Consider the following 24,027-nt stretch of genomic DNA (forward strand, 5'->3'; position numbering starts at 1 on the left):
GCCCGTCAGTTGTACCGGTCGGCCTCCCAGGCCGCTCGCTATGTAGCGTGCGCCGGCAGGTCGGTCCGGTTGATGGGGAATTTTCCCCATTTTTCACGGCGCCGATCTTGGACGGCGCCGTGAACGCTGTTGGGCGTCCGGCGGAGCGCTTGCTCGAGCGCGAGGCCGTGCTGGCCGAGCTGGCCGCGCTGGCGCGGGGGGTGCGCCGCGGCGCCGGCCGGGTGGTGTTGCTGCGGGGCGAGGCCGGGATCGGCAAGACCGCTGCGATCACCGGGTTCACCGCCGGGCTCGATCACACGGTGTCGGTGTTGTGGGGCGGGTGCGACCCACTGGCGGCGCCGCGGCCGCTGGGTCCGCTGCTCGACGCGCTGGCCGGGTTGGGCCCCGCGGCGGCCGGGGCGCTGGGTGAGGCGATCGATGCCGGTGACACCACCGCTCTGTACCGGAGGCTGCTGGCAACGCTGCGCGACGGGCACCGTTGGGTGTGGGTGATCGAGGACGCCCACTGGGCCGACGGGGCGACCCTGGATCTCGTGCGCTTCCTGGCCCGGCGCATCGCGTCGCTTCCGCTGCTGCTGGCGGTGTCCTATCGCGACGACGAGCTGGACGCGGCGCATCCGCTCGCGATCGCGCTCGGCGACGTGGCGACCTGCACGGCGGTGAGCCGCATCGGGTTGGAGCCGCTCACCCGTGCCGCAGTGGCGGTGTTGGCCGCGGGCAGCGGGCTCAACGCCGACCAGCTACACGAGCTCACCGGTGGAAACCCGTTCTTCGTCACCGAAGTGCTGGCCGCTGGCGCTGCTGCGCTGGATCGGAATGCGTTGCCGCGCAGCGTTTCCGAGGCGGTGTGGGGCCGGCTGGCCCGCCTGTCCGCGGGCGCGCGGGAGACCGCCCAGGCGGTGGCGGTCTGCGGACCGCGGGCCGACGTGGCCCTGGTGCGTCGGCTGTGTCCGGCGGCCGGCGCGAGCCTGTCCGAATGCCTGGACGCGGGAATGCTGCTTGCCGAGGGGGAAGCGGTTCGGTTTCGTCACGAGCTGGCCCGGCGCGCCACGCTGGACCGCATCGATGACTACCAGCGCAAGACGTTGCATTCTCGCGCGCTGTGCGCGCTTGCCCAACCACCGATCGACCCGAACACGCTGGCGCCGTTGGCCTTTCATGCTGACCAAGCCGGTGACGATGACGCCGCGGTTCGCTACGGGACCGGCGCCGCGCAGCGCGCCGCCGGACTGGGTGCACACCGCCAGGCCGCCGACCTCTACGCGCTGGTGCTGCGCCACGCCGCCACCGCCCCCGCCGAACAGAAGGTCGTCTGGATCGAACAGCATGCGCAGGCCAGTTACCTGGGCGGTCGCGTGCAGGCGTGCGTGCGCTCGTATCGGGACGCGATCGCGCTTCGCCACCAGCTCGGGGATCAGCTGGGCGAGGGCGACGATCTGCGCCGCCTGTCGCACGTGTTGAGCCGCGCTTCCGAAGCCAGGAAGGCAGGTCAGGCCTCGCTGCGGCTGCTGGAGCAATGCGGGCCCACCCCGCAGCTCGCCGCGTCGCTGGCACACATGGCCGAGCTTTCCATGATGAAAGACGACCCGACCTGCGTTGAGTACGCGACCCGCGCGATCACCCTGGGCGAACAACTGGATTTGCGGGGCGTCGTGATCAAGGCCAACTTCTATGCAGCCCTGTTCAGTCTGCTGCGCACGGGCGCGGGGTGGGAAGAGCTCGAAGCGGCGTGGCGGCGGGCGATGGGCGGCGCGGAGCTTGCCGAACTCGCGGGGCTGATAGGTATGGGCTTGTGCTGGCAGGCGGCGCTGCACTACGAGGTTGATCGCGCCGAACGCTACATCGCTGAAACGACGGCGTTTTGCGCCGAACACGATTTGGCAACGTTCGAGCCGCTCGCGGTGTCCGCGGCAACGTTTGTCGCGTTGCACCGGGGTGATTGGGCCCGCGCCGCAACCTGCGCCGAGGACGTCCTCTCCCGACCCGCGATGGTTGCGCTGCATCGACTTTTGCCGTTGACCACCCTGGGATTGATCCACGCCCGGCGCGGCCGGGGCCCGGCGTCCGCGCTCCTGGATGAAGCCCTGGGCACCGCCGAACGCGACGACTTTTTCCGCCTGGGACCGGTGTGGCCCGCACGCGCCGAGGCGGCCTGGCTGGGCGGCGATGACCATGCGGCCCGCGCGGAGGCGCAGGCGGGTCTGGCGACGGCTCCCGAGCACGCCAACCCCTGGCTGGTCGGATCCCTTTGTCGCTGGCTGCGGTTGGCGGGCGGTGAAGCCGCCGACGATCGAAAGCTGAGCACGCCCTTCGAGTTGGAGGTCAGCGGCGACTGGCAAGGCGCCGCCGCCGAATGGACGCGCCGCGGCTGTCCCTACGACGCGGCCATCGCGCAGCTCGACGGCGACGTTGCCGCGGTGGAATCCGCGCTGGCCACGTTCCGCCGCCTCGGTGCCACGGCCGCGGGCCGCCGTGCCCGGCAACGCCTCACCGCGCTGCGCGGGCGTACCCCCCGCACCCGCCGCACCGACATCCACGCCGACCCCGACGGGCTGAGCCGCCGCGAACGCGAAGTGCTCATCCTGATCGCGGCCGGCCACAGCGACGCCGACATCGCCACAAAGCTCTCCATCAGCCCGAAAACCGTTGGTCACCACGTGGAATCGATCCTGACGAAACTCGGGGTCGACAACCGCACCCAAGCGGCCGCCGCTAGCCGGCAACGCCAGATCGGCGCCTCGCTTGGCTGAGAACATCCCTGTGCGGCACGACCCCCGGGGGGATCAGCCCCAGCAGCTCACCCGCGGGTCGTTGCGATTACTGGAACTAACCACCCGGCCGTCGCTTGTGGTGATCGTGCAGTTCAACTGGCTATCCCCAAGCAAGCTGGAAGCTTGCACCGACCGGACGGCGCTCGGCGAGGTGGGGGCCAGGGTCAGCGTCCACGGGATGTCGGCGTCGGGCTGGGTACGCAGTCGGCCCGACGCGTCCACGTACGTGACCATGATGCTGTCGGCAGGCGCCTTGATACCGGTCACTGAATACGTGATTTGAACGGGACCGGCGGGCGTTGTGGTTGGCATGACCGGTGCCGCCACTGGCGGCGCCGGCTGGGATGCGACCAGCGCAGTCGTGGTCGCCGACGGGGATAATGGCACCCCGGTGGTGGGCGGCGACGCGCGGGATAGGACGTAGCCGATGATCCCGATGGCAGGCAGCATCGTGACGATAGCGGCGATCAGCGCCGCCCTCGCCGGGCGGCGTCGGCGGCGCTCGGTCGCGCGCTTGGGCAACAGCCGCCACATCAGGACACCGACCGCCACGGCGGCGCACAACACTAGCCCGACGAGCAAGAACTGCAGCCCGAAGATCGCAAAATCGTTGGCGTGATACGAGTTGTTCCCGCTGACACATCGGAAGCTCATCGTGATCCCCGAGCCGCCCGAAGGCGTGTCGTAGTGCTTGTTGTCGTTGGCAAGGTGATACCCGCCGCCGCACACGATCCCGCTCATCCACAACGCGCTCGACGGATTCAGGGTGACCAATCCTGTTGTGACACATAGGCAGACGACGGCAGCGATGGGTAGGACAAACACCAGTCCAAAGAAGATCCACACGCGGTTGTCACCGCGCTCCGTCTCGTCCGGGGCATGAGTACGGCCGTGTCCTCGCGAGGCGTCGAATGTGAACGCCGGGTCAGCGCCGTCGACTGGCTTCCCGCCGGGCCGCCGACGTTCGAGTTCGGCGATGCGTCGCTCGGGGTCACCCCAGTCCGTCATCGAAGATTCCCTCTGAAAATATCGCGCGGCTCACGGAACCCATAACGGCGGCATGTTCGGTGGCGGTTGATATCCCGGGGGATTCGGCCCGTCCCAGATATACGGGGAACCAGAATTCCCCTGCCCGGTCATCACGTAGTAGTAGGTGTGGCAGACCGTCATATCCCATGTCACGCCGCCTCCTGGCAACGGTTGTCCTGGACACCACTGCAGCGGACCGCCGACGGCTTGGGCGGTGCCCGCGGACAGCCCCATACCGGCCCCCGCGATGCCGGCCGACAGCACTGCCCCGACAGCGATCCGCTTCAAAATGCGCCCCGTGTTCATGGTCGGGTCCTTTCGATGCATCGCCTCCGCCCCCTTTCGCGACTCAGCGGCGACGGTCCGTATTGGGCGCGCCCGGGGGGCCGTCGGCGCTCCAGTGAATCCGCATCATGTCCGGATGTGCGGTTACTGTGGCCCCGGCTTTGTTCGGGTGGCCTCCCGGGGCGCTCGCTATGAAGTGTGCGCCGGCGGCCGGGCGGGGTTGATGGGGAATTTTCCCTATTTTCTGAAGCATCCGAGATGACGACCACTTCATTGGGTCCGACTCCAGCGGAGCGCTTGGCTGGAGCGCGAGGCGGTGCTGGCCGAGTTGCGTGGACTGTTGCACGGGGTGCGCCGTGGCACGGGGCGGGTGGTGCGCCCGATGGGCGTGCTCAGCCGCCGCGGCGCAGCTACAGTGAATCCGCATCATGTCCGGATGTGTGGTTGCTGCGGCCCAGGATTCTCCCCAGCGGCCTGGTCGGGGCGCTCGCTGGCTGGCGTGCGCCGGCGGGACCGCGCCGTGAAAACCGGCCGTCCGGCGCAGCGTTTGCTCGAGCGCGAGGCCGTGCTGGCCCAGCTGGGTGCGCTCGCGCGCGCGCTGCGCCGCGGTGCCGGCCAGGTGGTGTTGCTGCGCGGGGAGGCCGGGGTGGGCAAGACCGCGGTGATCACCGGTTTTTGCCGGGGCCTGGATCCGGCGGTGCGGATGCTGGCCGGCGGGTGTGACCCGCTGGCGGCGCCGCAGCCATTGGGCCCGCTGCTCGACGCGCTGGCCGGGTTCGGCCCCGAGGCGGCCCGCGCGCTGGGAGCGGCGATCGACGCCGGTGACACCGCGGCGCTGTATCGGCGGCTGTTGGCGGTGCTGCGTGACGGGCACCGCTGGGTGTGGGTGATCGAAGACGCCCATTGGGCCGACGGGGCCACCCTGGATCTGGTGCGCTTTTTGGCACGGCGCATCGCGTCGCTGCCGCTGCTGCTGGTGGTCTCGTATCGCGACGACGAGCTCGACGCCCAGCACCCACTCTCGGTGGTGCTGGGCGACGTGGCGACGTGTGCGGCGGTGTGCCGCATCGGGTTGGCGCCGCTCACCCGCGACGCGGTGGCGGCGCTGGCAGCCGGCAGCGGCCTCAACGCCGACCGGTTGCACGAGCTTACCGGCGGAAACCCGTTTTTTGTCACCGAGGTGCTGGCCGCCGGGGCGGCTGACCTGGACCGGAACGCGTTGCCCCGCAGTGTTTCCGAGGCGGTATGGGGACGGCTGGCTCGACTGTCGGCAGTCGGGCGGCAGACCGCGCAGGCGGCGGCGGTCTGCGGACCGCACGCCGACCCCGCGCTGGTGGGACAGGTATGTCCGGCGGCGGGTGCGGGGCTGGCCGAATGCCTGGATGCCGGGGTGCTGGTCGCCGACCGCGAGGCGATCGGGTTCCGCCACGAGCTGGCCCGGCGCGCGACGCTGGACCGCATCGACGACTACCAGCGCAAGGTCTTACATACCCGCGCGCTGGAGGCGCTGGCCGAATCGCCGGTCGATCCGAACACGTTGGCGGCGTTGGCGTTTCACGCCGACCTGGCCGGAGAGCGGCAGGCCGCGGTGCGGTACGGGATCGCCGCGGCCCGGCGGGCGGCCGCCTTGGGGGCGCACCGCCAAGCCGCCGACCTCTACGCGCTGGTGCTGCGCCACGCCGGCACCGCCCCCACCGAACAGAAGGTGGTCTGGCTCGAACAACACGCGTTGGCCGGATACCTCAGCGGCCTCGGTGGCGTGTCCTCGTGGCGTGAGGCGATCACGCTGCGCCGCGCTTTGGGCGACCGACTCACGGAAAGCGACGACTTGCGCTGGCTCTCGCATGAGCTGATCTTGCTGAACCGCGTCAGTGAGGCCGCCGACGCGGGGCTGGCGTCGCTGCGGCTGGTAGAAGACGCCGGTCCATGTCCGCAGCTGGCCCGCTCGCTGATGCACATGGCCGACTTCAGCGTTCTCGGTTGGGATCCGGCCGTCCCCGACTACGCGGCCCGCGCGATCACCGTGGGCGCACAGCTGGGTGATGACGCGGTCGTCATCCGGGCGCGCGGGGCAGCCGCGTTGGCCCGCGTGCTGCGCACCAACAGCGGGTGGGACGAGCTGGAAGCGGCGTGGCGGCAGGCGATGGCCACCGACAGCCGCGGCGAAGACGCCGGCAAACTAGGGGCCGACATATGCGCCGCCGCGGCGCTGCACTACGACCTCGATCGGGCCGATCACTTCATCGCGGACACCCTCGCCTACTGCCGCGACCATAACCTGTTCATGTTCGAGGCCTTCGTCGTCGGCATCACCGCCGTGGTCGGCCTGCATCGAGGCAACTGGGAAAATGCCCGCGCGTGTGCCGAGGACGTGCTCACCCGCCCCGGCCTGCCGGCGCTGCATCGGATCGCGCCCAGACGCGCGCTGACCCTGATCCGCGCGCGCCGCGGCGAGCCACCGATCTCCGCGCTGGCTGATCAGGTCTCGGGCAGCTCGGAGTTGGATCAGTCGCGGCTTTTCCCGGTCTGGGCCGCGCGCGCCGAGGCCGCCTGGCTGGCCGGCGACGACCACACCGCCCGCACCGAGGCACGCGACGCGCTGGCCACCATCGGCACCGACAGGAATCCCTGGCTGACTGGCTCGCTGCAGCGCTGGGCGCGCTTGCCCGGAGGCACGGAAGAGCCCCTCGCCGTCGACGACCCGACCAACCCGTTCCAGCTGGAGGCGAGCGGCGACTGGGCGGGCGCCGCGGCCGAATGGCTGCGCCGCGGCTGCCCCTACGAGGCGGCCATCGCCCGACTCGGCGGCGACGCCGCCGCGGTGGAGTCGGCGCTGGCCACGTTCCGCGACCTCGGCGCCACCGCCGCGGCCCGCCGGGCCAAACAACGTCTCACCGGGATGCGCGGCCCCACCCCGCGCACCCGCCGCGCCGACATCCACGCCGACCCCGACGGACTGAGCCGCCGCGAACGCGAAGTCCTCACCCTGATCGCCGCCGGCCACAGCGACGCCGACATCGCCACCGAACTGTCCATCAGCCCCAAGACCGTCGGCCACCACGTCGAGGCGGTCCTGGCCAAGCTTGGCGTCGACAACCGCACCCAGGCCGCGGCGCGCGCGGGGCGAACCCACCTGCCCGGTAACCCAGATCGGGACGGTTAGTCTGCCGGATCGCTAGGCCGACTTGGCGTGGATGCCTGCCTCGGGGTGCGCGGCCAGGTAATCGCGGAGCGCCTGACGCCCCCGGTGGATCCGGCTGCGCACGGTGCCCAGCTTCACGCCCAGCGTGGCGCCGATCTCCTCGTAGGACAGGCCCTCGATGTCGCAGAGCACCACCGCCGCGCGGAATTCCGGCGGCAGCGAATCCAGGGCCGCCTGCAGGTCGGGACCCAGCCGCGAGTCGTGGTAGATCTGCTCGGGGTCGGGCTCGTCGGCCGGCACCCGGTCGTAATCCTCGGGGAGTGCCTCCATCCGGATGCGCGCCCGCCGGCGGACCATGTCCAGGAACAGGTTGGTGGTGATGCGGTGCAGCCAGCCCTCGAAAGTTCCGGGCTGGTAGTTCTGGACGGACCGGAACACCCTGATGAAGGTCTCCTGGGTCAGGTCCTCGGCGTCCTGCTGGTTGCCCGACAACCGATAGGCCAGCCGATACACCCGGTCGGCGTGCTGCCGCACCAACTCATCCCAGGACGGCATGGCCGCCTTGTCTCCGGTCGCGTCGAACACCGCCGTGCCAGACAACGTTTCGGACGGTTCCACCCACTCGTCGTCGTTCCACTCCTTGGGATGCGACATGGTGGTCGGGCTCAACGTGGTGATTATTGGTTCCTCCGGATATGACCTGCCGTCAAGCTTGGGCAGTTCGCGCAATTCGTCAGCCGCAACACGAAGTCGCCAACTTGTATTCCCCGCCCACTGCCCTCCGCGTTCCATACGGTTACCGTCGCGTACCCGCGTATGTGCGATATAGGAACATACTGAGGTTTGCCTGAGAAACCATTTCGTTACCTGCGTTTTCCAGCGGATATGACTCGCGCGGTGACCTTCGTCGCTCTACAGGCTTTGGGCGTGTCGCAACGGCCGGTCTCAGGCGCGCCTGCCGAGCGCCACCCATAAATGAAATACGCTGCGGACATGGACGACGGCACCGACAACAGTTCCGGCCAGGCGGCGCCCAGTCGAGCCGAGTCCCTTTCCGCGCACGCCGAGGGATCGATATCAGAGGACGCGGTCCTGGCTGGCGCCCGCGAGCGGGCCACCGACATCGGCGCCGGCGCGGTGACGCCGGCGGTCGGTGCGCTGCTGAGTCTGCTGGCCAAGCTCAGCGGTGGTAAGGCCGTCGCCGAGGTGGGCACCGGCGTGGGGGTCAGTGGGCTCTGGTTGCTGTCCGGCATGAGCGACGACGGCGTCTTGACCACGATCGACATCGAGCCCGAATATCTGCGGCTGGCCAAGGAGGCCTTCACCGAGGCGGGCATCGGACAGTCGCGGACCCGGCTGATCAGCGGCCGCGCCCAGGAGGTGCTGACCCGGCTCGCCGATGATTCCTATGACCTGGTGTTCATCGACGCCGACCCCATCGACCAGCCGGATTACGTCGTGGAAGGCGTGCGGCTGCTGCGTTCCGGCGGTGTCATCGTGGTGCATCGGGCGGCGCTGGGCGGACGCGCCGGCGATCCGTCGGCGCGCGACACCGAGGTGACCGCCGTCCGCGAAGCGGCCCGGCTCATCGCCGAGGACGAGCGGCTCACCCCGGCTTTGGTCCCGCTCGGCGACGGCCTCCTCGCCGCCGTCCGGGATTAGTTCGCGGCTCTCTCTCAAACTCGAGGTAATGGCGGATCTCCTCGGCCGCGGCGTGCAGGTTGCGGCTGACCAAGCCGCGCCCGACGATCTCGCTGAGCCGGGCGAAGCCCAATCCGCTGGCCGAAAACGTCAAAGTCATTGTGAGACTGCTGCCTTCGCCGTCGGGCTCGACGAGGGCCTCGAAGGAGTGCCGGGTTCCCCGCACCGATTCCCACGTCACGCGCCTGCCGTCGGAAGAGGTGATCAGCACCCGTCCGCCGAGGTGGATAGTGCCGCTGTCCAGGTAGACATCCCACAGTTCGCCGTCCGCACAGGCCTCGACGAAGCGGCATCGGCTGAACGTGGTCACCTTGGGAAACAACCGATGCGGGTCGGTGATGAAGGCGGCGGTGTCGTCGACGGGGCAGCGGATCGTCCGCGCCACGGTAACCTTCTGGGTCATCTCACCGCACCATCGGGACGACGGTCCTGCTGGCCAGTTTTGACAGTCCGACCTGCATGACGCTGTTGACGTAGTCGTACGCCTGGTCCCAATCCGGTTCATCGCCGAACCGGGCGCGCAGATCGACCGGCTCGAGCACCTGCACGCGGATCTTCGCCGGTAGCGGGAAATGCGGAAGCGGGAAGGGCAGCAGACCCCATGGGACGCTGAGCGTCAGCGGCAGGCTCTTGACCCGGGCCAGCTTGTCCAAGCGCAACCGTTGCGCGGTGCGACGGCCGTCGTTGAGCACGAAGAAGGTGTCGTGCCCGCCGGTGGCAACCACGGGGACGATGTTGACGTTGCAGCGGTGCGCCAACTTCAGGAAGCCCTTGCGGCCCGAAAAGATGATTTTGTTCCGGTCACGCCAGGGCCGTAGCGCCTCGACGTCGCCGCCCGGGTAGACGAGCGCGGAGCCGCCGCTGGTGAAGATGTGCTCGGCAAAGGAGTTGTCCGCCGGAACCACGCCGAGCTTTCGGGTCAGCCCGCCGATGACCGGTGCGTTTGTGACGGTGTCGTGCGCCAACGCGTACAGCGGGCGGCCTTCGACAGTGAAAAAGGTGTTATAGGCCAGCAGGAAGAGGAACGTGTCCGGGGTGGCACCCCCGCCGCTGTGGTTGCCCACGAACAGCACCGGCTCGTCCGGAACGTTTTCAAAGCCGTGCACTTCGGCGCGGAACCACACCGTCGACGCCAGCCACAGGGTGGGCAGGACCGCGCGGATGAACTCCGGATCGCGGTTGCGGAGTTCCTCGGGGATCTGCGGGCTGGTCATCTGGTTGAGATTAACCGCGTTCGACACACCTAATCGTCGATCGCGCGGCCAAGGTGGGCCAGGGGGTTGGCGTCGAGTCATCGGCCCCGGTCGGCATCGACGCCTTGACTCCGGCTGAACGGGCGTTTAGTATTCTGAACATGCGTTCAGCAGACCTGACCGCCACCGCCCGAATCCGCGAGGCGGCCATCGAGCAGTTCGGTGAGCACGGTTTCGGTGTTGGGCTGCGGACCATCGCCGAGGCCGCCGGCGTCAGCGCCGCGTTGGTCATCCACCACTTCGGTTCCAAGGACGGTCTGCGCCAGGCGTGCGACGACTACGTGGCCGACGAGATCCGCAGCAGCAAGTCCGAGGCGATGCAGTCCAACGATCCGGCCACCTGGCTTGGGCAGCTGGCTGAAATCGAGGCCTACGCGCCGCTGGTGACCTACCTGGTACGCAGCATGCAGTCCGGCGGCGAGCTGGCAAAGATGTTGTGGCAGAAGATGATCGACAACGCCGAAGAATACCTCCAGGAGGGGGTCCAAGCCGGCACCATCAAACCCAGCCGCGACCCGCACGCCAGAGCCAGGTATTTGGGCATCACCGGCGGCGGCGGCTTGCTGCTTTACATCCAAATGCACGAAACCCCAACCGATCTGCGGGTGGTCCTGCGCGACTACGCCCGCGACATGGTGCTGCCCGCCCTCGAGATGTACACCGAGGGCCTGATGGCCGACCGCACTATGTATGACGCGTTTCTGGCCGACGATGATCAAGGAGATTCCCATGCCGACTGACCAAACGCCGATCGATGTCCGCGGGCTCACCAAGAACTTCGGCTCGGTGCGTGCGCTCGACGGTCTGGACTTGACCGTGCGCGAAGGAGAAGTGCACGGTTTCCTCGGTCCGAATGGCGCCGGTAAGTCCACGACCATCCGCATCCTGCTGGGTGTGGTAAAGGCGGACGGCGGCACCGCGCGACTGCTGGGCGGTGACCCGTGGGCCGACGCCGTCCAGTTGCACCGCCAAATCGCCTACGTGCCAGGCGATGTCACGCTCTGGCCGTCGCTGACCGGTGGCGAGACCATCGATCTACTGGCCCGGATGCGCGGCGGCATCGACCAGGCGCGGCGGACGGAGCTGATCGAGCGCTTCGAACTGGACCCGCACAAGAAGGTGCGTGCCTACTCAAAAGGCAACAGGCAGAAGGTATCTCTGATTTCGGCGTTCTCGTCGCGGGCCAGCCTGCTCTTGCTGGACGAACCGAGCAGCGGGCTGGACCCGTTGATGGAAAACGTGTTTCAGCAATGCGTCAGTGATGCGCGTGATCGCGGTACCACTGTCCTGTTGTCCAGCCACATCCTGGCCGAGACCGAGGCGCTGTGCGAGCGGGTGACCATCATCCAAGCGGGTAAGACGGTCGAAAGCGGTTCGCTGGAATCGATGCGTCACCTCAGCCGCACTTCCATCAAGGCCGAAATGATCGGCGATCCAGGCGATATCACTCGAATCAAGGGAGTCGAGGACGTCAGCGTCGACGGCCGCACGTTGCGCGCACAGGTCGACAGCGAGAGTCTGGGCGAACTGATCCGGGTGCTCGGCGATGCCGGTGTCCGCAGCCTGGTGAGCCAGCCGCCGTCCCTGGAAGAGCTCTTCCTGCGCCACTACAGCGAAAAGGCAGCGATATGACCGCCGTGACGCTGCACCGCCCCGCACCACAGCCGGCACCGCACCACAATCCGCATTTCGCGGGCACGCTGGGGTTGCTGCGGTTGTACTTGCGCCGCGACCGGGTCGTGTTGCCACTCTGGGTGTTGCTGCTGTCGATACCGCTGGCCAGCGTGTACATCGGCAGCATCGAAAAGGTCTACCCCACCCAGGCCGAGCGCGCGACGTTCGCCGCCTCGATCCTGGCAAGCCCGGCCCAGCGCGCCCTGTACGGCCAGGTCTACAACGACAGCCTCGGGGCGGTCGGCATCTGGAAGGCCGGGATGTTCCATGTGCTCATCGCGGTGGCGGTCATCCTCACGTTGATCCGGCACACCCGTGCCGACGAGGAGACCGGGCGTGCCGAACTGATCGACTCGACCGCCGTCGGCCGCTACGCCAGTCTGACTGCCGCGCTGCTGTTGTCATTCTCGGCGTCAATCCTCACCGGCGTGATCGGCGCGGCGGGATTGTTGACCACCAGCGTCCCGGCGGCCGGGTCGGTGGTCTTCGGCGCGGCGCTGGCCGCCTCGGGCCTGGTCTTCACGGCCGTCGCCGCCGTGGCCGCGCAACTGTCGCCGAGCGCGCGAACCGCCCGTGGCATCGCCTTCAGCGTGCTGGGGGCGGCGTTCACGCTGCGCGCGATCGGGGATGCCGGCTCGGGCGCGTTGTCCTGGCTCTCCCCGCTGGGGTGGTCGCTGCAGGCCAGGCCCTATGCGGGCGATCACTGGTGGGTGTTGCTGCTGCACCTGACGACCGCCGCGGCGCTCACCGCGGTGGCCTACCGGTTGCTTGCCGGCCGCGACGTCGGCGCCGGACTGATCGCCGAACGCGCCGGACCCGGTGGCGCGTCGCCATCGCTGGGAAACGCCGTCGGGCTGGCGTGGCGACTTGACCGTGGCTCGGTGCTGTTGTGGACGGTGGGTCTGTGCCTGTACGGGCTACTGATCGGCAGCGTTACGCACGGGATCGCCGACGAGCTGGGTAGCAGCGGCACCGCGCGTGACATCGTCGCACGGCTCGGCGGCACCGGCGCGCTCGAGCAAGCCTTTATCGCCGTTGGCTTCGGCATGCTGGGCATGATCGCGGCGGCCTTCGCCACCTCACTGACGCTGCGGCTGCACCAGGAGGAGGCGGGGCAGCGGGCCGAGACACTGCTCGCCGGGGCGCTCCCGCGGACCCGTTGGCTGGCAAGCCATTTGGTGATGGCGCTGGCCGGGTCCGGGCTGGCGCTGCTACTGTCCGGCGCGACGGCGGGACTGACCTATGGTGTGGCCGCCGGTGACGTCGGCGGCAAGCTCAGCACCGTGCTCGGCACGGCGGCGGCACAACTGCCCGCGGTCTGGCTGATGGCCGCGGTGACGCTCGGATTGTTCGGTGTAGCACCGCGATTCACGCCGGCGGCGTGGGCCGTGCTGGTCGGATTCGTTGCCGTGTACCTGCTCGGTTCGCTGTCGGGATCCCCGCAGTGGGTCCTGGATTTGGAGCCGTTCGCACACGTTCCACGGGTCGGCGCAGGCGACTTCACCGCGCTGCCGCTGCTCTGGCTGACCGGGCTCGATGCGGTGCTTATCCTGTTGGGAGCCATGGCTTTTCGAAGCCGAGACGTGCGCTGCTGAGGCGCCGGCGGTTTCCGCCGTTTCCGCCGAGCAGACGCAAAAGCACCCATTTCGTGCCGAAATGGGTGCTTTTGCGTCTGCTCGCGGGGGGCGCTACACCCAAATGCCCTTGCCCACCGCGACCACGCCGCCGGCGCTGATCGCGAAGCGTTCGCGATCCTTCTCCAGATCCACTCCGACCATCTCACCGGGACCGATAACGACGTTCTTGTCCAGGATCGCGTGGCGCACCACCGCGCCGCGGCCGACCCGCGCGCCCGGCATGATCACACTGCCCTCCACGATCGCGCCGTCGTCAACCACGACATTGGACGACAACACCGAATTGCGCACGGACGCCGCAGAGATGATGCTGCCCGCCCCCACCACCGACTCCTGAGCGGAGCCCCCGTTGACGAACTTGGCCGGCGCCAGGTTCTCCGAGGCGCCCAGGATCGGCCAGCGCTTGTTGTACAGGTTGAACACGGGATGGACGGACACCAGATCCATGTGCGCGTCGTAAAAGGCGTCCAGCGTTCCCACGTCACGCCAGTAGGCGCGGTCGCGGTCGGTGGCACCGGGCACCTCGTTGTCGCTGAAGTCGTAGACCGCCGCTATGCCGTCGTCCACCAGCCGCGGAATGATGTCACCACCCATGTCGTGATCCGAGTGATCATCGTCGGCGTCGGCGCGTATCGCGTCGATCAGGACCTTGGTGGTGAAGATGTAGTTGCCCATCGAGGCAAAGGTCACGTTGGGGTCGTTCGGAGTCCCCGGGGGGTCCATCGGCTTCTCCAGGAAGCTGCGGATGCGGCCCGAATCGTCGGAATCGATGCACCCGAAGGCGTGCGCCTCGGAACGCGGAACCCGAATGCCGGCGACGGTCGCACCCGCCCCGGTGTCAACGTGGAAGCGGACCATCTGTTCGGGATCCATCCGATACACGTGGTCGGCGCCGAAAACGACTATGTAGTCGGGGTCTTCGTCGTAGATCAGGTTCAGCGACTGGTAAATGGCGTCCGCCGAGCCGGTATACCAGCGCGGGCCCAGGCGCTGCTGCGCGGGCACCGGGGTGATGTATTCGCCGGCCAGGCCGGACAGCCGCCAGTTCTGCGAGATGTGGCGGTCGAGTGAATGCGACTTGTATTGGGTTAGAACGCAGATCCGCAGATACCGGGCGTTGACGAGGTTGGAGAGCACGAAATCGATCAGCCGGTAAGCGCCGCCGAACGGAACCGCGGGTTTGGCCCGGTCCGCCGTCAGTGGGTAGAGCCGCTTGCCCTCACCGCCGGCCAAAACGATGCCGAGCACGTGTGGCGCTTCCCTCATGGCTCAAACCTAACGGCACCCGCGGACCGCTGCCAGGGGATCCTCGGCAAACGGCGGTTTCTGACGGGCTGTCCGTCAAGGTATTTGGCCTGTTCGCGGCCCGAAATGCGGGTGGCACCGGCGCCGACTCGCCCCCACCGGTCGGCTCCTCCCCCGCCCGAGGTGCGGGCGCGGGACGAGCCGAACTACGGTGCGGGTATGCGGGTGGCGATGATGACGCGGGAGTACCCACCAGAGGTCTACGGGGGGGCCGGCGTCCACGTCACCGAACTGGTCGCGCAACTGCGCCGGTTGTGCACGGTGGACGTGCATTGCATGGGCGAACCCCGGGCGGGCGCCATCGCGCACCAGCCCGACCCGCGATTGCGCGGCGCCAACATGGCGCTGTCGACCTTGTCGTCCGACCTGGTGATGGCCAATGCCGCGGCGGGGGCCACCGTTGCGCATTCGCACACCTGGTACACGGGCCTGGCCGGACACCTGGCCAAGTTGCTCCTCGACATCCCGCATGTCCTGACGGCGCATTCGCTGGAACCCCTGCGGCCCTGGAAGGCCGAACAACTCGGCGGCGGGTACCACGTCTCGACGTGGGTGGAACACACCGCGGTGCTGGCCGCCGACGCCGTCATCGCGGTGAGCGACGGCATGGCCGAAGACATCCTGCGCGTCTACCCCAGGCTGGATCCAAGCGTGGTGCATGTCGTCCGCAACGGGATCGACACCGACGTGTGGTACCCCGGCGGCCCGCCACGCACCGGGTCCGTCCTGGCCGATCTGCAGGTCGATCCGGGTCGGCCGGTCGTGGCGTTCGTCGGGCGGATCACCCGGCAGAAGGGCGTCGAGCACCTGGTCGCGGCCGCGCACCGATTCAGCCCAGATGTTCAGGTGGTGCTGTGCGCCGGCGCGCCCGACACTCCGGAGATAGCCGACGCGGTAGGTTCCGCGGTGGCGGAACTGGCCCACTATCGCAGCGGGGTGTTCTGGATCAGGAATATGCTTCCCGTCGGGGAGCTGCGTGAGATACTTTCGGCGGCAACAGTTTTCGTGTGCCCATCGGTGTACGAGCCGTTGGGCATCGTGAACCTGGAAGCAATGGCCTGCGGGACCCCGGTGGTGGCGTCCGACGTCGGCGGGATACCTGAGGTGGTGGTCGACGGAGTCACCGGGACGCTGGTGCACTACGACCCGCACGACGCGGCCGGATACCAGGCGGGATTGGCCCAGGCGGTCAATGAATTGGTCGCCGACCCCGATAAGGCGCGGCGTTTCGGTCAGGCAGGACGCCAGCGCTGCGTGGAGGCATTCTCATGGGCACACGTCGCCGAGCAGACACTGGACATCTATCGCAAGGTGTGTGCTTAAAGCAGCCGGTGTTAGCTGGTAACACCCTTCAGTTCATCACCCAGCGCGGCGGCTTCGTCGGGCGTCAGCTCGACAACCAGTCGACCGCCGCCCTCCAGTGGTACCCGCATCACGATGCCGCGCCCCTCTTTGGTTGCTTCGAGCGGACCGTCTCCGGTCCGGGGCTTCATCGCCGCCATCGAGTGCTCCCTCCAGGTTCGAGCTGGCCCGCCCTCGCGGACCTGGTCGGCGCCGAGCATGCCCCGCCAGTGGATTTCCAGTCATACCCGACTTTGAACTGCCAAGTCACCCCCCCATTGTTCCTTATCCCGGTCAACCAATGCACAAAGACCCACTTCTAGGGGCATCACCGTCCCGCGCACCCGAATGCCGGCCCACCGACGACCCGCACCATTACCCCGCCTGACCCGATTACCGGACCTCGTCGGGCCGCTGGAGAAGCTGGGTCACCGGGCTGCAGGCACCCAGCAGTCCCGGATATGGTCGTCAACCATCCCGGTCGCCTGCATCAGCGCATAGGCGGTGGTGGGACCCACGAACCGGAAACCACGCCGCTTCAGCTCACGCGCCATCGCTTGAGATTCCACGCTGGTGGAGGGGATTTCCGAGCCATTCGCCGGCCGGGACCGCGGTGGCGGGGCGAACGACCACAGCAGCTTCGAGAAGTCCTCGGGAGTACCCAGCTCAGCGGCCGCGCGCGCATTAGCGATGGTCGCCTCGATCTTGGCCCGGTTGCGGACGATGCCCTCATCGGCCAGCAACCGTTGCACGTCGGCGTCGCCGTAGCGGGCGACCGTATCGACGTCGAACCCGTCGAAAGCGCGCCGGAAATTGTCCCGCTTGCGCAGGATGATCAGCCACGACAGGCCGCTCTGAAAGGCTTCCAGGCTCATCCGCTCGAAGAGCGCCACGCCGTCGCACAACAGGCGACCCCATTCCTGGTCGTGGTAGTTGCGGTACAGCTCGGCGCTTGGCCCGGGGCGCATCTCTGCCCAACCGCACCGGACCAGCCCATCGTCGCTCATACCTTGTCCTGACGATCCTCAACCTCGTCAGGTTCCGCGGCAGCGCGCTCGGTTTCGGTGGCGTGGATCGCCGCCAACTGACCCCGCAGCGTCTCGAGCTCGCGGCCCAGCCGGTCCAGCACCCAGTCCACCTCGCTGGTCTTGTAGCCGCGCAGCACCTGGGTGAACTTGACGGCATCGACATCGGCGCCGGTGACACCGAACGCCGGGAGCACCGTCGCTGTCGTCGCCCGCGGCAGCGGCGGCAGCTGCTCACCGCGGCCGAACAGCACGCTTGCCGCGGCGAACAACACAATCGCCACCAGGACCAGCACCACCAGGTACAGCAACACCAACGCCACGCCGTCGATCTTGCCCTACAGAGATCCCATCGGCGGCCGGTCCACCAGCGATACCGGCGAGGTGTGCGGGATATAGCCCTCACCGTCGGCGAAGAACTGGGTCAGGCCGATCCCGGAGTCGGGAATCCCGCACCTGGACAGCAGGGTCGCGATGACCTGACGGCTCATCGCGCCGAGCTCGTCCAACGGCCGGTTGCGGTGGGCCCGCACACCCAGGTTGACCTGCGCTATCGCGTCCAGGCCCAGACGGTCGAAAGTGTCGACCAGCAGCCCGATCTCCACGCCGTAGCCCGGGGCGAACGGCAGCGACGTCAGCAGCGAACGGGTGGCCGCGTACTCGCCGCCGAGCGGTTGCAGCACGCAGCCCAGCTCCGGCCGGAGCGCCGCCAACAATGGCCGGGCCACCAACTCGGTGACGCGCCCGCCCCCGGTGGTCGCACCGTCGCCCTGCAGCGGCCGTCGGTAGAAACCTTTGACCAGGTGGATGTCGTCGCAGGTGAGTAGCGGGCCGATCAGCCACGGCACGAACATCGGATGCGGGTTGATCAAGTCGGAGTCGACGAACACCACGATGTCGCCGCGGGTCGCCGCCAACGAACGCCACAACGCCTCGCCTTTGCCGGGGCGGGTTGCCACGCCGGGCAACGCCTGTTCGCGGCTGACGACGCGTGCACCGGCGGCGATGGCGCGGATCTCGGTGTCGTCGGTTGAGCCGGAGTCCAGCACGATGAGCTCGTCAACCAAGCCGTCGACCAGCGGCGAGATGCTGTCGATCACCGATTCGATGGTTTGTTCCTCGTCGAGGGCCGGCAGCACCACCGAGATCGTCCGTCCGGCCTTGACGGCTTCCAGTTCGTCGATCGTCCAACTGGGCCGGTTCCACCGCGGAGCAAGCTCTCCGACCACCTCAGATGCGGTCATGCGAGGCCCCTTACCGTGCGCGTTGGCGGGCGCGTTCCCTGGATCGAGGCCACCATGTCCAGCACTCGTCGGGTAGCGGCGACCTGGTGCACCCGAAACATGCGGGCACCCGCGGCCGCGGCCAGCGCCGTGGCCGCCAGTGTTCCCTCGAGCCGTTCGGTCAATTCCACGCCCAGAGTCTCCCCGACGAAGTCCTTGTTGCTCAAAGCCATGAGCACAGGCCACCCGGTCATAACAAGATCGACTACGTGGCGCAACAGGAGCAGCCCGTGGAAGGTGTTCTTGTTGAAATCGTGAGTGGGATCGATCAGCACTCTGTCGCGGGCCACACCGGCCGCGACCGCCCGCTCGGCGGCATCGGTTACCTGGCTGATCACGTCGTCCACCACACCGCGGGTCGTCGTACCGTAGCTCACCCGGAAGGGACGCGTCCGCGGCATCGCACCGCCGGTGTGCGAACACACCAGGCCGGCGCCGAACTCCGCGGCCACCTCGGGCATGGCCGGGTCGACGCCACCCCAGCTGTCGTTGATCAGGTCGGCGCCCGCCGCGCAGGCCACCCTGGCAACCTCCGAACGCCAGGTGTCGACGCTGATCAGCTGGTCCGGGTAGGCACCCCGGAGCCACTCGATGAACGGCACCAGCCGGGCGATCTCTGTCTCGGCGTCGACATTGTCGCCCGGGCCAGCTTTGACGCCGCCCACATCGATGACATCGGCGCCCTCGGCGAGGGCACGGTGCACGGCGTCACGGGCGGCCTCGTCGCTGAACGTCGCACCCATGTCGTAGAACGAGTCCGGGGTGCGGTTGATGATCGCCATGATCAGCGCGCGATCAGCTGCGACCGGTCGGCCGCACAGCGTTGCCTGCACGCCTCCATAGTGCCTGGTGCCGAAGAAACGGGATCTGCGCAGTCGCTGAGAGCCGGGCAAATCGTGCTCCCCACCGCGTCAGGGACTCATGTGGCAGTTGCGGCCATTGTGTGCCGTGTGACTGGCTCAGTCCTTGGGACGTTTTCCGCCCGCCACCTCGTCCGGGTATTCGCCATAGAACGACACGTAGCCCTCGTCGCGGCCGGCCAGCACGTACAGCGGGTCCTCAACCTCCGAACCGTAGGCCTGCTCGCGCAGCTCCACCTTGCGGCTCTTGAACGTCGAGGTGTGTTCCAGCGACTCCACCACCCGCACGAACAGCGGCAGCGCATAGGCGGGCAGCTGCTCATACACCACGCGCGCCAGCGTCTTACCGTCGAACTCGGCGCCGTCGCGCAGTTTGACCGCGGCCATCCCGGCACGTCCACCGGTGTTGGGCACCTCGACGCCGTAGACCGTACACTCCTCGACGGCGTGGTCGGACGTCAGTGCGGCCTCGACCTGCGTGGTGGCGACGTTCTCGCCCTTCCAGCGGAAGGTGTCACCCAGCCGGTCGACGAACGAGGCGTGACCCATGCCCTGCGGACTCAGCACGTCACCGGTGTTGAACCACACGTCACCCTCACGAAAAGCGTTGCGCACCAACTTCTTTTCGCTCGACGCCTTGTCGGTGTAGCCGTCGAACGGTGACAGCCTGTTGACGGGACTGAGCAGCAGGCCGGGTGCACCGGCGGGCACCCGCCGGACCCGTCCGTGTTCGTCGCGCAACGGGGCACCGGTATCCGGGTCGTACTCGACGTAGGCCAGTGGCAGCGGGGAGACGCCGGTGGTCCGAGGCACGTTGAAGATGTTGATGAAGGCGGTGTTTCCCTCGCTGGCGGCGTAGAACTCACACACCCGCGCAATGCCGAATCGGGACGTGAACTCCGTCCAGATCTCCGGCCGCAGCCCGTTGCCGGCCATCATGCGCACCTGGTGGGCGCGGTCGGTCGGCTTGGGCGGCTGGTTGAGCAGATACCGGCACAGCTCGCCGATGTAGATGAACGCCGTGGCCCGGCTGGCGATCACCTCGTCCCAGAACCGCGAGGCCGAAAACGACTTGCCCAGCGCTAGCGTCGCCCCCGAATTGATCACCGACGAGAGCGCGACCGTCAGCGCGTTGTTGTGATACAGCGGCAGGCAGCTGTACAAGGTGTCGGAGCCCTTGAGCCGCAACCCCAGCCCGCCGAACGCGGCCAGCGCCTTCAGCCAGCGCAGGTGGGTCATGACGCTGGCCTTCGGGAACCCGGTGGTGCCCGACGTGAAGATGTAGAACGCGGTGTCCTTGGCCTGCACCGCCGAAGCCGAGGCCGGGTTGGCGGCCGGGGCTGTGGCGGCGAATCGCTCCAGGTCCTCGATGGTCAGCGTCTCGGCACCCGTGCCGCCGCACTCGGTGACGGCACTGACCAGATCCGTCTCCGCGACCAGCACCTTGGCTTCCAGCAGGCCCAGGCTGTGCGCCAGCACCTCGCCGCGTTGGTGGTAGTTGAGCATGCCGGCGACGGCGCCGCACTTGACCGCGGCCAGCATGGCCAACACCGTGTGGGGCGAATTACGCAGCATGATCGCAACGACGTCGCCGTGGCCCACGCCCCGTTCCGCCAGCACCGCCGCGTACTGGTTGGCCTTGGCGTTGGCCTCGCCGTAAGTCAGTTCCAGATCGCCGAACCTGATGAAGACCCGGTCGCCGTAGCGGGCCGCCTTGCCCTGAAACACCGAGCCGATCGACTTCTTGGAATTCGGCTGAGCCAGCAACCCGGTCAGCGTCCCCCGCACGATCACCGGCATGTCGGCCACCACGCCCGGCACCCGAGACGCGATATCGATCAGGCTGACCTGGCTAGGCACGTGATTCCTCGATTCCTCATGACACTTGGGCCGGATGACATCCGAGCCGGATGACACCCGGGAGACCCGCACCGGATGACACTTAGGCCGGCGCGCACGCCTCAACCGCGTCGCCCACCTTATCGACCACCACCAGCCGATCCATCGCTGACCGCGAGATGTAGCCGCCGTCAACCAAGTCGCGCAACCAGGCCCACAGGCCGTCGTAGTGTCCCAACGGATCCAGCAGCACGATCGGCTTGTCGTGCATGCCCAGATACCCAGAGGTCCACGCGTCGAACAACTCGTCCAGGGTCCCCACACCTCCCGGCAACACCAGGAACGCGTCGGCGCGGTCTTCCAGGACCCGCTTCCGTTCGTGCATCGTGTCCGTGACGATCAGCTCATCGGCGTGGGTGTCGGCGACCTCGGCGCGCATCAACATCTGCGGGATGACACCGATGGTCCGGCCACCGCGCGCCCGCGCCGCCGCGGCCACCGCACCCATGGCCGAAACACGGCCGCCCCCCCACACCAGGGTCCAGCCCCGGCCGGCGATCGTTTCGCCGAGTTCGGCGGCCAACTCGAGCAATTCGGGGTGTGTGGGCCCGGACGCGCAGTACACGCAGACCGCCCAGTCACCGGATGAACCCCGCATACCCGAAACGTAGACCACCCCGGTGGGGCCCGCCCGTTGACCCGTGGGACCTATCGCGCCATAAAATCCGGCGGTGCCGATTCGATGGAACGTGCCGCACCACGCGGCCGCGTTGGAGCAGGTGGATCTGGCACTGGATGAGCCGGCCCGCAGCGGTGCCGTCGTACTCGGGTCCGACGGCGGCGGCAAATCGACGTTGGCCCGGTTGGCCGCCGAGCACTTCGCCAGGCGGCACCCGAATGCGCTCACCCGCTGGGTCATCGGCACCCCGACCGAACGCGTGGTGCCGTTCGGGGCGTTCGGTCACCTGGTGGAAATCGCCGACCTCGGCAAGCCGGCCGCACTGTTGCGGGCGGCCAGGTCATCGCTGGGGGGCGAGGAGCTGTTGCTCGTCGTCGACGAGGCGCACGACCTCGACCTGCTGTCGGCCACGCTGGTGTACCAGATCGCGCTGGCGGGCACGGTCCGGATGATCGTCACCGCCCGTCCCGACACCGCCCCCGAGGCCATCGCCGCGCTGTGGGCCGACGACCTGCTGCAGCGGATCGACATCGAAGCCCCCGGCGGGGCAACGGGGCCAGACGTCGACGAGTTCATCGCGGAGTTGCCGGCGGCCGCGCGGTCGGTGCTGGAGTATCTGACCGTCTTGGAGCCGCTGTCGGTGGCCGATCTCGCCACGCTCGCCGGCGACGGCGCGGTCGACGAGGCCGTCGAGTGGGGTGCCGCGGAAACGCGGGTGCGGGGCGGGCGCCCGGACGATCCGGTGGTGTACACCGCGCACCCGCTGTTCGCGCAGCGAGCGCTTGCCGCCGTGGGTGCCGAGGGCCTGCGGCAACGACGGACCGATCTGGTCGGGTTGCTGTCGCAACATCCGTTGGACCACCTCAGCGACCGATTGCGGCTGGCCTCGCTGGCGCTGGACAGCGCGGCCCCGCAACCGGTGGACGAGGTCGTCGATGCCGCGCAGCAGGCGCTGCGCCTGGGCGACATGTTGCTCGCCGAGCGGTTGGCGCGCACGGCCGTGGATCGATCGGGCGGACTGGAGGCGCGGCTGGCCCTGGGGTACGCGCTGGCCTGGCAGGGCCGCGGCCGCGAGGCCGGCGCAGTGTTGGCCGCGGTCGATCCCGCCGACTTGTCGGAGACCGAGTTGATGTCGTGGGCGGTGCCGCGCGCGGCAAACCAGTTCTGGATGCTCGGCGAGCCCGAGCGGGCCACGGCGTTCCTGCAGACCACCCGCAACCGGGTCACCGAACCGACGGCACGGATCACGCTGGATGCGCTGACCGCCACGTTCGCGATGAATGCCGGAAACCTGCAGCGCGCAATCACCTTGGCCACCGAGGTGCTTTCCGGGCCGCCCGCCGGTGACATGGCCGTGGCCTGGGCGGCCAGCGCGGCCGCGTTGTGCTCGGCGCGGATGGGCCGCTTCGACGATGTCGAGCGGTTTGCCGAGCGGGCCTCGACCGCCGAGCATCCGGGGCTGCTGCGGTTCACGGTCGGCCTGGGTCAGATCACGTCGCTGCTGATGGCCGGCGAGGTCGATCAGGCGCGGGCCATGGCCCAACGGTTCACCGACTTCGCCGAGCTGCAGCAGCCCGGCCGGGCCATCGGCGAAGTCCTGCTGGCGAAGGTGTTGATCGTCAAGGGCCAATTCGACTCCGCGGCATCGATGTTGGAGCCGGCGGCGGCCGCCTTGGAACGCACCGGATACTCCTGGGGCCCGCTGTCGTTGACGCTGTTGGCGACCGCACTGGCGCAGCGGGGAGAAATCGCCGAGTCGGCAAAAGCGTTGCGGCGCGCGGAGACCCGGCACGGGACGAAGTCGGCACTGTTCGCCCCCGAGCTCGGCCTGGCGCGCGCCTGGACCAGAGCAACGGCCCGGGACGCGACGGGGGCCGTGACGGCGGCACGGGAAGCGGCCCGGACGGCAGAGCGTGCCAACCAGTCCGCGGTGGCCCTGTGCGCCTGGCACGACGCCGTTCGCCTGGGTGATCTGCGCGCGGTGGAGCCGGTGACCCGGCTCGCCGCCGAAATCGACTGTGCTATAGGCCATATCATGGCCGCCCACGCCCGGGCGTTGGTCGACGGTGATCACGCAGGCCTAAAGGCTGTGTCCGACGAGCTGGCGGCCGTCGGGATGGCCCCCGCTGCCGCCGACGCCGCCGCACAAGCGCAGCGATAACCTCTGGCCGAGCGAGCTATCCGGGCACCGTGGGTAAACCGT

21 protein-coding genes are annotated in these 24,027 nt (G+C 68.5%); 8 read left to right on the forward strand and 13 right to left on the reverse strand.

Translation table 11 applies throughout. The features are described from left to right. The first annotated feature begins 119 nt into the window (after window positions 1-119). Window positions 120-2,750: a helix-turn-helix transcriptional regulator gene (locus JO236_RS14225; RefSeq protein WP_293331183.1), complete on the forward strand. Its 2,631-nt coding sequence runs from the start codon at window positions 120-122 to the stop codon at window positions 2,748-2,750. A 33-nt stretch (window positions 2,751-2,783) separates the two neighbouring features. Here JO236_RS14225 and JO236_RS14230 read toward each other — a convergent pair whose 3' ends face one another. Beyond that, window positions 2,784-3,779, reverse strand: coding sequence for an MmpS family transport accessory protein (locus JO236_RS14230; protein ID WP_293331186.1), 996 nt, complete (start codon window positions 3,777-3,779; stop codon window positions 2,784-2,786). 30 nt (window positions 3,780-3,809) lie between these two features. Then, window positions 3,810-4,106 carry a hypothetical protein gene (locus JO236_RS14235; RefSeq protein WP_293331189.1) on the reverse strand — a complete coding sequence of 99 codons (297 nt, stop codon included), beginning with the start codon at window positions 4,104-4,106 and terminating at the stop codon, window positions 3,810-3,812. Between the two features lie 499 nt (window positions 4,107-4,605). On the opposite strand from JO236_RS14235, the gene JO236_RS14240 reads away from it, so the two are divergent. Beyond that, a complete protein-coding gene (locus tag JO236_RS14240; protein ID WP_293331192.1) occupies window positions 4,606-7,248 on the forward strand; it encodes an ATP-binding protein in 2,643 nt (880 codons plus the stop codon). Between the two features lie 12 nt (window positions 7,249-7,260). Here the strand turns inward: JO236_RS14240 and sigE are convergent, their stop codons facing one another. Then, window positions 7,261-8,019, reverse strand: coding sequence for an RNA polymerase sigma factor SigE (gene sigE, locus JO236_RS14245; RefSeq protein ID WP_293331196.1), 759 nt, complete (start codon window positions 8,017-8,019; stop codon window positions 7,261-7,263). Window positions 8,020-8,220: 201 nt separating this feature from the next. On the opposite strand from sigE, the gene JO236_RS14250 reads away from it, so the two are divergent. Continuing rightward, window positions 8,221-8,889 carry an O-methyltransferase gene (locus JO236_RS14250; protein ID WP_293331199.1) on the forward strand — a complete coding sequence of 223 codons (669 nt, stop codon included), beginning with the start codon at window positions 8,221-8,223 and terminating at the stop codon, window positions 8,887-8,889. Here the strand turns inward: JO236_RS14250 and JO236_RS14255 are convergent. Continuing rightward, window positions 8,834-9,331 (reverse strand): SRPBCC family protein, encoded by a 498-nt coding sequence (locus tag JO236_RS14255; RefSeq protein WP_293331202.1) that lies wholly within the window; start codon window positions 9,329-9,331, stop codon window positions 8,834-8,836. The genes JO236_RS14250 and JO236_RS14255 overlap by 56 nt on opposite strands. Before the next feature lies 1 nt (window position 9,332). Further along, window positions 9,333-10,142, reverse strand: a complete 810-nt coding sequence (locus JO236_RS14260) for a lysophospholipid acyltransferase family protein (protein WP_293331205.1) — start codon at window positions 10,140-10,142, stop codon at window positions 9,333-9,335. A gap of 140 nt (window positions 10,143-10,282) precedes the next feature. On the opposite strand from JO236_RS14260, the gene JO236_RS14265 reads away from it, so the two are divergent. The 3 genes from JO236_RS14265 to JO236_RS14275 are packed head-to-tail and all read left to right on the forward strand — an operon-like array spanning window position 10,283 to window position 13,450. Then, window positions 10,283-10,921, forward strand: a complete 639-nt coding sequence (locus JO236_RS14265) for a TetR/AcrR family transcriptional regulator (RefSeq protein ID WP_293331208.1) — start codon at window positions 10,283-10,285, stop codon at window positions 10,919-10,921. After that, window positions 10,911-11,813 (forward strand): ABC transporter ATP-binding protein, encoded by a 903-nt coding sequence (locus JO236_RS14270; RefSeq protein WP_293331211.1) that lies wholly within the window; start codon window positions 10,911-10,913, stop codon window positions 11,811-11,813. The genes JO236_RS14265 and JO236_RS14270 overlap by 11 nt, the downstream gene beginning before the upstream one ends. Continuing rightward, window positions 11,810-13,450 (forward strand): ABC transporter permease, encoded by a 1,641-nt coding sequence (locus JO236_RS14275; protein WP_293331214.1) that lies wholly within the window; start codon window positions 11,810-11,812, stop codon window positions 13,448-13,450. The genes JO236_RS14270 and JO236_RS14275 overlap by 4 nt, the downstream gene beginning before the upstream one ends. A 93-nt stretch (window positions 13,451-13,543) precedes the next feature. On the opposite strand, the gene glgC is transcribed toward JO236_RS14275, so the two are convergent. Further along, on the reverse strand, window positions 13,544-14,758 hold the full coding sequence (gene glgC / locus JO236_RS14280; protein WP_293331217.1) for a glucose-1-phosphate adenylyltransferase: 1,215 nt from the start codon (window positions 14,756-14,758) through the stop codon (window positions 13,544-13,546). A 198-nt stretch (window positions 14,759-14,956) separates the two neighbouring features. Between glgC and glgA the strand changes: the two genes are divergently transcribed. Continuing rightward, window positions 14,957-16,120, forward strand: a complete 1,164-nt coding sequence (gene glgA / locus JO236_RS14285) for a glycogen synthase (RefSeq protein WP_293331220.1) — start codon at window positions 14,957-14,959, stop codon at window positions 16,118-16,120. An 11-nt stretch (window positions 16,121-16,131) separates the two neighbouring features. On the opposite strand, the gene JO236_RS14290 is transcribed toward glgA, so the two are convergent. From JO236_RS14290 to JO236_RS14320, 7 genes are all read right to left on the reverse strand, one after another. Further along, complete coding sequence (locus tag JO236_RS14290; protein WP_003406247.1) at window positions 16,132-16,299, reverse strand: DUF3117 domain-containing protein; 168 nt, start codon at window positions 16,297-16,299, stop codon at window positions 16,132-16,134. Between the two features lie 267 nt (window positions 16,300-16,566). After that, window positions 16,567-17,145 (reverse strand): DNA-3-methyladenine glycosylase I, encoded by a 579-nt coding sequence (locus JO236_RS14295; protein ID WP_293331223.1) that lies wholly within the window; start codon window positions 17,143-17,145, stop codon window positions 16,567-16,569. Beyond that, window positions 17,142-17,486 (reverse strand): DivIVA domain-containing protein, encoded by a 345-nt coding sequence (locus tag JO236_RS14300; RefSeq protein ID WP_293331226.1) that lies wholly within the window; start codon window positions 17,484-17,486, stop codon window positions 17,142-17,144. The genes JO236_RS14295 and JO236_RS14300 overlap by 4 nt, the downstream gene beginning before the upstream one ends. A gap of 15 nt (window positions 17,487-17,501) precedes the next feature. Next, the gene (locus JO236_RS14305) at window positions 17,502-18,407 is read right to left on the reverse strand and encodes a glucosyl-3-phosphoglycerate synthase (protein WP_293331229.1); all 906 of its coding nucleotides are present in this window, start codon (window positions 18,405-18,407) and stop codon (window positions 17,502-17,504) included. Further along, window positions 18,404-19,228, reverse strand: a complete 825-nt coding sequence (folP, locus tag JO236_RS14310; RefSeq protein WP_293331673.1) for a dihydropteroate synthase — start codon at window positions 19,226-19,228, stop codon at window positions 18,404-18,406. The genes JO236_RS14305 and folP overlap by 4 nt, the downstream gene beginning before the upstream one ends. 177 nt (window positions 19,229-19,405) lie before the next feature. Beyond that, the gene (gene fadD6 / locus JO236_RS14315) at window positions 19,406-21,166 is read right to left on the reverse strand and encodes a long-chain-acyl-CoA synthetase FadD6 (RefSeq protein WP_293331232.1); all 1,761 of its coding nucleotides are present in this window, start codon (window positions 21,164-21,166) and stop codon (window positions 19,406-19,408) included. A gap of 82 nt (window positions 21,167-21,248) precedes the next feature. After that, window positions 21,249-21,803, reverse strand: coding sequence for a TIGR00730 family Rossman fold protein (locus JO236_RS14320; protein WP_293331235.1), 555 nt, complete (start codon window positions 21,801-21,803; stop codon window positions 21,249-21,251). Window positions 21,804-21,876: 73 nt separating this feature from the next. On the opposite strand from JO236_RS14320, the gene JO236_RS14325 reads away from it, so the two are divergent. Beyond that, a complete protein-coding gene (locus tag JO236_RS14325) occupies window positions 21,877-23,985 on the forward strand; it encodes an AAA family ATPase (protein ID WP_293331238.1) in 2,109 nt (702 codons plus the stop codon). The last annotated feature ends 42 nt before the right edge of the window (window positions 23,986-24,027 follow it).

The sequence above is a fragment of the Mycobacterium sp. genome (assembly GCF_019247635.1).
In the GTDB taxonomy this organism is placed as follows: Bacteria; Actinomycetota; Actinomycetes; order Mycobacteriales; family Mycobacteriaceae; genus Mycobacterium.

Bases quoted from the DNA above. Each gene is read 5' to 3' on its own strand.
- glgA (WP_293331220.1), top strand. From the start codon at position 14,957: ATGCGGGTGGCGATGATGACGCGGGAGTACCCACCAGAGGTCTACGGG.
- folP (WP_293331673.1), bottom strand. From the start codon at position 19,228: ATGGCGATCATCAACCGCACCCCGGACTCGTTCTACGACATGGGTGCG.
- glgC (WP_293331217.1), bottom strand. From the start codon at position 14,758: ATGAGGGAAGCGCCACACGTGCTCGGCATCGTTTTGGCCGGCGGTGAG.
- JO236_RS14290 (WP_003406247.1), bottom strand. From the start codon at position 16,299: ATGGCGGCGATGAAGCCCCGGACCGGAGACGGTCCGCTCGAAGCAACC.
- JO236_RS14320 (WP_293331235.1), bottom strand. From the start codon at position 21,803: ATGCGGGGTTCATCCGGTGACTGGGCGGTCTGCGTGTACTGCGCGTCC.
- JO236_RS14265 (WP_293331208.1), top strand. From the start codon at position 10,283: ATGCGTTCAGCAGACCTGACCGCCACCGCCCGAATCCGCGAGGCGGCC.
- JO236_RS14275 (WP_293331214.1), top strand. From the start codon at position 11,810: ATGACCGCCGTGACGCTGCACCGCCCCGCACCACAGCCGGCACCGCAC.
- JO236_RS14230 (WP_293331186.1), bottom strand. From the start codon at position 3,779: ATGACGGACTGGGGTGACCCCGAGCGACGCATCGCCGAACTCGAACGT.
- JO236_RS14270 (WP_293331211.1), top strand. From the start codon at position 10,911: ATGCCGACTGACCAAACGCCGATCGATGTCCGCGGGCTCACCAAGAAC.
- JO236_RS14235 (WP_293331189.1), bottom strand. From the start codon at position 4,106: ATGAACACGGGGCGCATTTTGAAGCGGATCGCTGTCGGGGCAGTGCTG.
- JO236_RS14255 (WP_293331202.1), bottom strand. From the start codon at position 9,331: ATGACCCAGAAGGTTACCGTGGCGCGGACGATCCGCTGCCCCGTCGAC.
- JO236_RS14260 (WP_293331205.1), bottom strand. From the start codon at position 10,142: ATGACCAGCCCGCAGATCCCCGAGGAACTCCGCAACCGCGATCCGGAG.
- JO236_RS14305 (WP_293331229.1), bottom strand. From the start codon at position 18,407: ATGACCGCATCTGAGGTGGTCGGAGAGCTTGCTCCGCGGTGGAACCGG.
- sigE (WP_293331196.1), bottom strand. From the start codon at position 8,019: ATGGAACGCGGAGGGCAGTGGGCGGGGAATACAAGTTGGCGACTTCGT.
- JO236_RS14295 (WP_293331223.1), bottom strand. From the start codon at position 17,145: ATGAGCGACGATGGGCTGGTCCGGTGCGGTTGGGCAGAGATGCGCCCC.
- JO236_RS14250 (WP_293331199.1), top strand. From the start codon at position 8,221: ATGGACGACGGCACCGACAACAGTTCCGGCCAGGCGGCGCCCAGTCGA.